Raw genomic sequence first — 6,877 nt, forward strand, 5'->3', positions numbered from 1 at the left:
CCCCTGCGTGAGCGTATTGAAGATATTCCTGTGCTGCTTGAGGAGATGGTACGGCGTGCCGATGCCCAGGGCTTAGGTAAGGTGATTTTTCACTCGAGTGCGTTGCGGTCACTGCAACTGCATCCTTGGCAGGGCAACGTTCGTGAACTGTCCAATCTTGTTGAGCGTTTAGTGATTATGTATCCCGATGGGGTGGTGGGTGTCTCTGAATTACCCGCAAAATTCCGACACATTGAAGAGCCTGATCCAGACCGTTATCAACAGAAACTGGATTTTGGCCAAGTCCCAGAGCATCCGGTAGCGGATCTTGCTGTTTCCGGTGAATGCCTGTTGCCGGAAAGCGGCCTGAATCTAAAAGAGTATTTAGAGCGACTGGAGCGGGCTTTGATTGAGCAGGCACTGAATAGTTGTGAGAGTGTTGTCGCACGCGCTGCCGAAAAGTTGCAGGTACGTCGGACCACATTGGTTGAGAAAATGCGTAAGTATGGCATTCAGCGGAAGTAATGATTGATGGATAAGTTGGTTGCGGCTGAAGCTCGAATTGCCGAACTAGAAACACAAGTTTTGCAGCTGGAGCATCAGTTAGAAAAAGAGCGTCAGGCGGAGTCGGACGAGTCCAAACGGCTGGCCTCCAAAATGCGTCAGTTGCTTGATCTTCTTCCGGCAGGTGTTATCCAGATTGGCGGGGACGGTGTGATCTCCGACTGTAACCCGGCCGCGGAGGAGTTGTTGGGAGGTCAGTTGCGCGGTGAGTTATGGATCGCAGTAATTCAGCGTTGCTTCGCGCCGCGCAGTGATGATGGTCATGAGGTCTCATTACACGATGGGCGGCGGGTCAGTCTGGCAACACGAGCGATGGATAACGAGCCGGGACAACTGGTGCTCCTGACCAATCTGACGGAAACACGATTGCTGCAGGATCGATTGTCTCACTATCAGCGCCTGTCCGAGATGGGACGGATGATGGCATCGTTAGCTCATCAGATTCGGACGCCTTTATCGGCTGCCTTGCTGTACGTTGATCATCTGTCGCGAACCGATATCACCCTTGAGCAGCGCACCAAATTTACTGCTAAAGTGAAATCCCGTCTGACTCACCTCGAAAAGCAGGTGAGGGATATGCTGGTGTTCGCGCGTGCTGAAACCCGGTTGGATGATCAGCTCACAACGGAACAGTTGTTCAGCGACATTGAGGATCAGCTGGATGTGCCGTTAACGTCGTTTGATGCCGATTGTGACTGTATTAACCATGCGCCGGGGTTATCCATTCAGTGCAACAAAGATGCATTGTTAGGGGCGATTATTAATCTGGTTGAGAATGCGTTGCAGGCGACGGGCGAAGGGGCTGAACTCACACTGTCTTTGTCGACTGACAGTGGAAACCTGTGGATCAATGTTGAAGATCACGGACCTGGGATGGATGACGAAACACTGAGTCGGGCGATGGAGCCATTTTATACGACCAAGTCCCACGGTACCGGGCTTGGTTTGGCGGTTGCTCAGGTTGTGGCGATGGCACATCACGGTCAGTTCGAGCTTCAGTCGTCGCTGGGTGAAGGAACAACGGCGTCAATAATTATGCCAGCGCAGTCGGCTGGTTGAGTGGTATAGCGGTAGATAGAGTATATGACAGCCCGAATTCTGATTGTTGAAGATGACAGCGCGTTGCGAGAAGCGCTCTGTGACACCCTTGAGTTAGCCGGCTTCGAATATGTGGCGGCAGAAAGTGGTGAGGCCGCGCTGAGTCTGTTGGCTGAAACTCACGTTGAGATGGTTGTGACCGACGTCAATATGCCAGGGATTGACGGTCATGCGTTGCTTGAGCGGATTAAACAGTTGCAGCCGGGTTTACCCGTCATGTTGATTACGGCCTTCGGGCAGGTGCATAAGGCGGTCGAGGCCATACAGGCGGGTGCGGTTGATTACCTGATGAAGCCGTTTGAGGCGCAAGCTCTGGTGGAGGCTGTGCGGCGCTACGCGCAGGGCTCCCTGAGTGTTGAAGAGTCTGAAGAGCCGGTTGCTGACGAAACCAGCAGTAAACAGTTGCTCCAACTAGCACGTCGTGTGGCCGCGAGTGATTCAACCGTGATGATTACCGGCGAATCAGGAACGGGTAAAGAAGTGCTGGCACAATATATCCACCGCCACTCTTCTCGCCGTAAAGCGCCGTTTGTCGCGATTAACTGTGCTGCTATCCCTGAGAATATGCTGGAAGCGACGCTGTTTGGTTATGAGAAAGGCGCGTTTACCGGTGCTTATGCCGCCACACCGGGTAAGTTTGAACAAGCCAATGGCGGAACCCTGTTGCTTGATGAGATCAGTGAGATGGATCAGGGCTTGCAGGCCAAGTTGTTGCGTGTGTTGCAGGAGCAGGAAGTTGAACGGCTAGGCGGACGTAAGCTGATCAAGCTGGATGTGCGTGTATTAGCGACGAGTAACCGGAAGCTCGAAACCTATGTGACGGATGGCAAGTTTCGCGAAGACCTCTATTACCGCCTGAATGTCTTTCCATTGCAGTGGAAGCCACTACGCGAGCGGCGAGCGGATATTGTCCCTTTGGCCGATCGGTTGTTAGCGAAATACTGTACTAAGATGGGGCGGGCACCTGCGTTGTTCAGTCCGGATGCCCAGCAGGCGCTGACGCAGCATAATTGGCCGGGCAATGTCCGGGAGTTGGATAATGTTGTGCAGCGTGCGCTGATTATGCAGGCCGGTACGGCAATCAGTGCGACCGATTTATTACTCAATCCTGATTCGGTGTCCTCTGAACTTTGTCATCAGTTCGAGGATCCTGTGGCAGACGTCGATGTGGATGACAATAATCAGCTTGGGGCTGATCTCCAGCAGCATGAATTTCAGCTGATTATCGATGCGCTCAAAGCAACGGGCGGAAGCCGTAAAACTGCCGCGGAAAACTTAGGAATCAGTCCTCGAACGTTACGTTACAAATTAGCCCGGATGCGCGAAGCGGGTCTGGATCTTGATAGATTGCTTGGAAAGTAGGGCTGTTTAGGATATCGCGTTTTTTGAGGCTTTAAGACCCTGGGAAGTTGTGGATTTAACGGCCTGAGAGGGTTTTTAGCGGCAAGATCAGCTCTGTTTAAAGACCTTGTATGGTTGCCCCTGAGGGCGGCAGAAAACCTAACCAAGACCAATGTCTTAGGCCGGATAGACCAATGTCTAATTCAGGCGGTGAGTGCCGTACGGGTATAAAACTTACCAGTTAACGGACACACGAAACGCCTTAATAAGAAGTATAAGGACCTGATGCTGTTTATCAGGTCTAAAAAAGGGCTAACGGATTCCAAGAATTAAAATAATTTACAGCTAAGGGCATCACGATGAGTGAAGAAAAGGTATATCCAGTTTCTCCTGAAATTGCAGCGGAAGCTCACATCGACAACGATAAGTATCTGGCGATGTACGAGCAGTCTGTAAACGACCCGGATGCATTCTGGGGCGAAGCCGGTAAGCGTCTGGATTGGTTTAAGCCGTACACGAAAGTTAAGAACACTTCCTTTGATCCGCACAATGTTGATATCCGCTGGTTCGAAGACGGTACGCTGAACGCATCTTACAACTGTCTGGATCGCCACCTGGAAACCCGTGGTGATCAGGTAGCAATCATCTGGGAAGGTGATGACCCTAGCGAATCTGAAAATATTACTTACCGTGATCTGCACGAGCGCGTATGTAAGTTCTCCAATGCTTTGAAAGCACGCGGCGTTGAAAAGGGTGATGTTGTTACCCTGTACATGCCAATGATCCCTGAAGCTGCGGTTGCCATGCTGGCATGTACCCGTATCGGTGCTGTGCACTCTATCGTTTTCGGTGGTTTCTCTCCGGAAGCACTGGCAGCGCGTATTGAAGGTGCAAACTCCAAAGTAGTTGTGACCTCAAACTACTCTTTGCGTGCAGGTAAGTCTGTTCCTCTGAAAGACAACGTGGATAAAGCACTGCAGCATGATGCGGCGAAAGCCTGCGTTGACAGTGTGATTGTTGTTAAGCGTGTCGACAAAGATGTTGCATGGAACGACAGTGTTGATGTTTGGTACGAAGATCTGGTGGCTGAAGCGTCTGCAGAATGTGCTGCAGAGGAGATGGAAGCAGAAGCACCGATGTTCATTCTGTACACCTCTGGTTCAACGGGTGCGCCAAAAGGTCTGAAGCACACGACCGGTGGTTACATGGTGTATGCGTCCATGACGCATGAATACGCTTTCGATTACAAAGAAGGTGATATCTACTGGTGTACTGCGGATGTGGGTTGGGTAACCGGTCATAGCTACATCGTTTACGGTCCGCTGGCGAACGGCGGCACCTCTTTGATGTTTGAAGGCGTGCCTAGCTACCCGGATAACAGCCGTTTCGGTCGTGTTATCGAGAAACACAAAGTTAACCAGTTCTACACGGCACCGACTGCAATTCGTGCACTGATGCAACAGGGTGAAGATGTACTGGGTGATTCTGACCTGTCTACCCTGCGTATTCTGGGTTCTGTAGGTGAGCCGATCAACCCCGAAGCGTGGGAATGGTATCACCGTATTATCGGTCAGGGTCGTTGCCCAATCGTTGATACGTGGTGGCAGACTGAAACTGGCGGCATGATGATCCTGCCTCTGCCTGGTGCGACTGCCACTAAGCCGGGTTCTGCTACCCGTCCATTCTTCGGTGTACAGCCTGCGTTGCTGGATGCGGAAGGTAATGAGCTGGAAGGTGCTGTCGATGGTAACCTGGTACTGAAAGATTCCTGGCCTGGTCAGAGTCGCTCAATCTGGGGCGATCACGAACGCTTTATCCAGACATACTTCTCTACCTACAAAGGTGTTTACACCACGGGTGATGGTGCGCGTCGTGATGAAGACGGTTACTACTGGATCACCGGCCGTGTTGATGACGTAATCAACGTATCGGGTCACCGTATGGGCACCGCAGAGGTTGAGTCTGCGCTGGTTGCACATGAAGCAGTTGCTGAGGCGGCTGTAGTGGGCTATCCACACGATGTGAAGGGTCAGGGTATCTACGTTTATGTAACCCTGCAGTCTGGCTTTGAGCAGTCTGATGAGCTGTTGAAAGAGCTGCGCATGCACGTGCGTTCTGAGATCGGTCCAATTGCATCTCCAGACCTGATTCAGTTTGCACCAGGCATGCCGAAAACCCGTTCTGGTAAAATCATGCGTCGTATCCTGCGTAAGATCGCTGAAGATGATTTCGGTGCACTGGGTGATACCTCTACACTGGCTGACCCAACGGTTGTTGATGATCTGATCGAAAATCGAATGAACCGTAAAGGCTAATCGTTCCTGACAGCCTGATACTTGAAACTCCCACCCGGTTCTGCCTGGTGGGAGTTTTTGTATTAACGGTGTTATGATGGAGCCGGGATTAAGTTGCAGTACAGGAACTTGCACTGTCAGAGGTGTAAGAGGGGGGTAGTAAACGCATGCAGCTAGCACAAAAAATAATTATTGCCGATGATCATCCGCTGTTTCGAGCAGCGTTGAAGCAGGCAGTGGCACAGGCAGTGCCTGGTGTAGCAACAGTAGAAGCTGATTCATTGGCGGCTGTGCAGGAAGCAGTAGATCAGAATCCTGACGCAGACCTGGTGTTGCTGGACATTCATATGCAGGGTACGAATGGCTTTTCTGGGTTGGTGTTCCTGCGAGGACAGAACCCGGGGATTCCTGTCGTAGTTGTATCGGGTAGTGAACAGCCACATGTTATGAAGCGCGCGCTTGACTATGGTGCGTCTGGTTTTATCCCGAAATCTGCACCACTAGAAACCATCTCCGACGCGATCAAAGCTGTACTCGAAGGTGAGGAGTGGTTGCCGCAAGAAGTTGCGGACAATCTGGGTGATGTAAGCGAAGAAGATCAGAAATTTGCCGCCGCGTTGGCCGCCCTTACACCACAGCAGTTCCGTGTATTGACGATGCTAACCGAAGGTCTGTTGAACAAGCAGATTGCTTATGAGCTGAATGTTTCTGAAGCGACCATTAAGGCTCATGTAACCGCTATTTTGCGTAAGTTGGGCGTTCACAGTCGTACGCAGGCTGTTATCGCTGCTCAGCGTCTTGGTGTAGAGCCACCGAAGACGGATGTAGAGTAAATACCGCTTAAACTCGGATCGATTGTAAAAGGTGCCTGATGGCACCTTTTTTTGTGCCTGTATTTACTCCGTAGCCAGTGCGCGGGCATTGGCGATGAGTTTGTTGATAATGGCGCGCAGTGCTGCAGGCCGGATCGGTTTCGTCAGGAGTTGGGCGCCCGCTGCGGCAATGTCGGTTTTAACCTCTTCAGTTCGGTCGGCAGTGATGACGACAGCAGGTATGTCGCGATCAGTGAGTATCTGTATCTCTTTGAGTGCATTGACCCCGGTATCTGTTTCGGACAGGTGGTAATCCGCCAAAATAATGTCAGGTTCAAAATGTTCCTCCTGAATGCGGGCGATCGCTTCATTGCCTGAAATGGCCACGGCAACCTCGCAGGACCAGCCACCCAGCAGTGCACTCATGCCTTCCAGTATTTTCGGTTCGTTATCGATCACCAGTACGCGTACACCATTAAGCCCCTTGCTGCGTATCCAGCCACGGTTTTCTGGTTTTTGTTTGACGGCATTCTCGGCGACGCCCAGCGGAACCTCGACGCTGAATACGGTGCCCTTGGTTGGCCAGGAGCGTACACGCAGACGGTGTTCCAGCATACGGGCGATGCGTTCAGTGATGGCGAGTCCCAGGCCAAGTCCTTGAACTTGAGAGTGTTTTGGATTGTCGATGCGCCGAAACTCCTCAAATACCTCTTTGAGTTTACTCTGTGGAATGCCTACACCGGTGTCCCATACTTCGAATCGTAGTTTTTTTCCGCGTTTACGGCAGCC

Annotated in this window: 6 protein-coding genes; 5 read left to right on the forward strand and 1 reads right to left on the reverse strand. The window is 51.7% G+C overall.

Annotated features, from left to right (window positions below; translation table 11 throughout):
* The 5 genes from ABYW01_RS10435 to ABYW01_RS10455 form a co-directional block, all read left to right on the forward strand.
* On the forward strand, nt 1-504 hold a 504-nt coding region (locus ABYW01_RS10435; RefSeq protein ID WP_372832555.1), incomplete at its 5' end, for a helix-turn-helix domain-containing protein.
* 6 nt (nt 505-510) lie between these two features.
* Nucleotides 511-1,602 carry a PAS domain-containing sensor histidine kinase gene (locus ABYW01_RS10440; RefSeq protein ID WP_372832556.1) on the forward strand — a complete coding sequence of 364 codons (1,092 nt, stop codon included), beginning with the start codon at nt 511-513 and terminating at the stop codon, nt 1,600-1,602.
* A gap of 24 nt (nt 1,603-1,626) precedes the next feature.
* Nucleotides 1,627-3,003 (forward strand): sigma-54-dependent transcriptional regulator, encoded by a 1,377-nt coding sequence (locus ABYW01_RS10445; RefSeq protein WP_372832558.1) that lies wholly within the window; start codon nt 1,627-1,629, stop codon nt 3,001-3,003.
* A gap of 338 nt (nt 3,004-3,341) precedes the next feature.
* Nucleotides 3,342-5,297 carry an acetate--CoA ligase gene (gene acs, locus ABYW01_RS10450; protein ID WP_372832559.1) on the forward strand — a complete coding sequence of 652 codons (1,956 nt, stop codon included), beginning with the start codon at nt 3,342-3,344 and terminating at the stop codon, nt 5,295-5,297.
* Nucleotides 5,298-5,443: 146 nt separating this feature from the next.
* Nucleotides 5,444-6,109 carry a response regulator gene (locus tag ABYW01_RS10455; protein ID WP_372832560.1) on the forward strand — a complete coding sequence of 222 codons (666 nt, stop codon included), beginning with the start codon at nt 5,444-5,446 and terminating at the stop codon, nt 6,107-6,109.
* 63 nt (nt 6,110-6,172) lie between these two features.
* On the opposite strand, the gene ABYW01_RS10460 is transcribed toward ABYW01_RS10455, so the two are convergent.
* A partial coding sequence (locus tag ABYW01_RS10460; RefSeq protein WP_372832561.1) for an ATP-binding protein occupies nt 6,173-6,877 on the reverse strand: 705 nt, incomplete at its 5' end.

Origin of the sequence: Pontibacterium sp. (assembly GCF_041587635.1) — a bacterium.
In the GTDB taxonomy this organism is placed as follows: domain Bacteria; phylum Pseudomonadota; class Gammaproteobacteria; order Pseudomonadales; family Balneatricaceae; genus Pontibacterium.

Bases quoted from the DNA above. Each gene is read 5' to 3' on its own strand.
- ABYW01_RS10440 (WP_372832556.1), top strand. From the start codon at position 511: ATGGATAAGTTGGTTGCGGCTGAAGCTCGAATTGCCGAACTAGAAACA.
- ABYW01_RS10445 (WP_372832558.1), top strand. From the start codon at position 1,627: ATGACAGCCCGAATTCTGATTGTTGAAGATGACAGCGCGTTGCGAGAA.
- acs (WP_372832559.1), top strand. From the start codon at position 3,342: ATGAGTGAAGAAAAGGTATATCCAGTTTCTCCTGAAATTGCAGCGGAA.
- ABYW01_RS10455 (WP_372832560.1), top strand. From the start codon at position 5,444: ATGCAGCTAGCACAAAAAATAATTATTGCCGATGATCATCCGCTGTTT.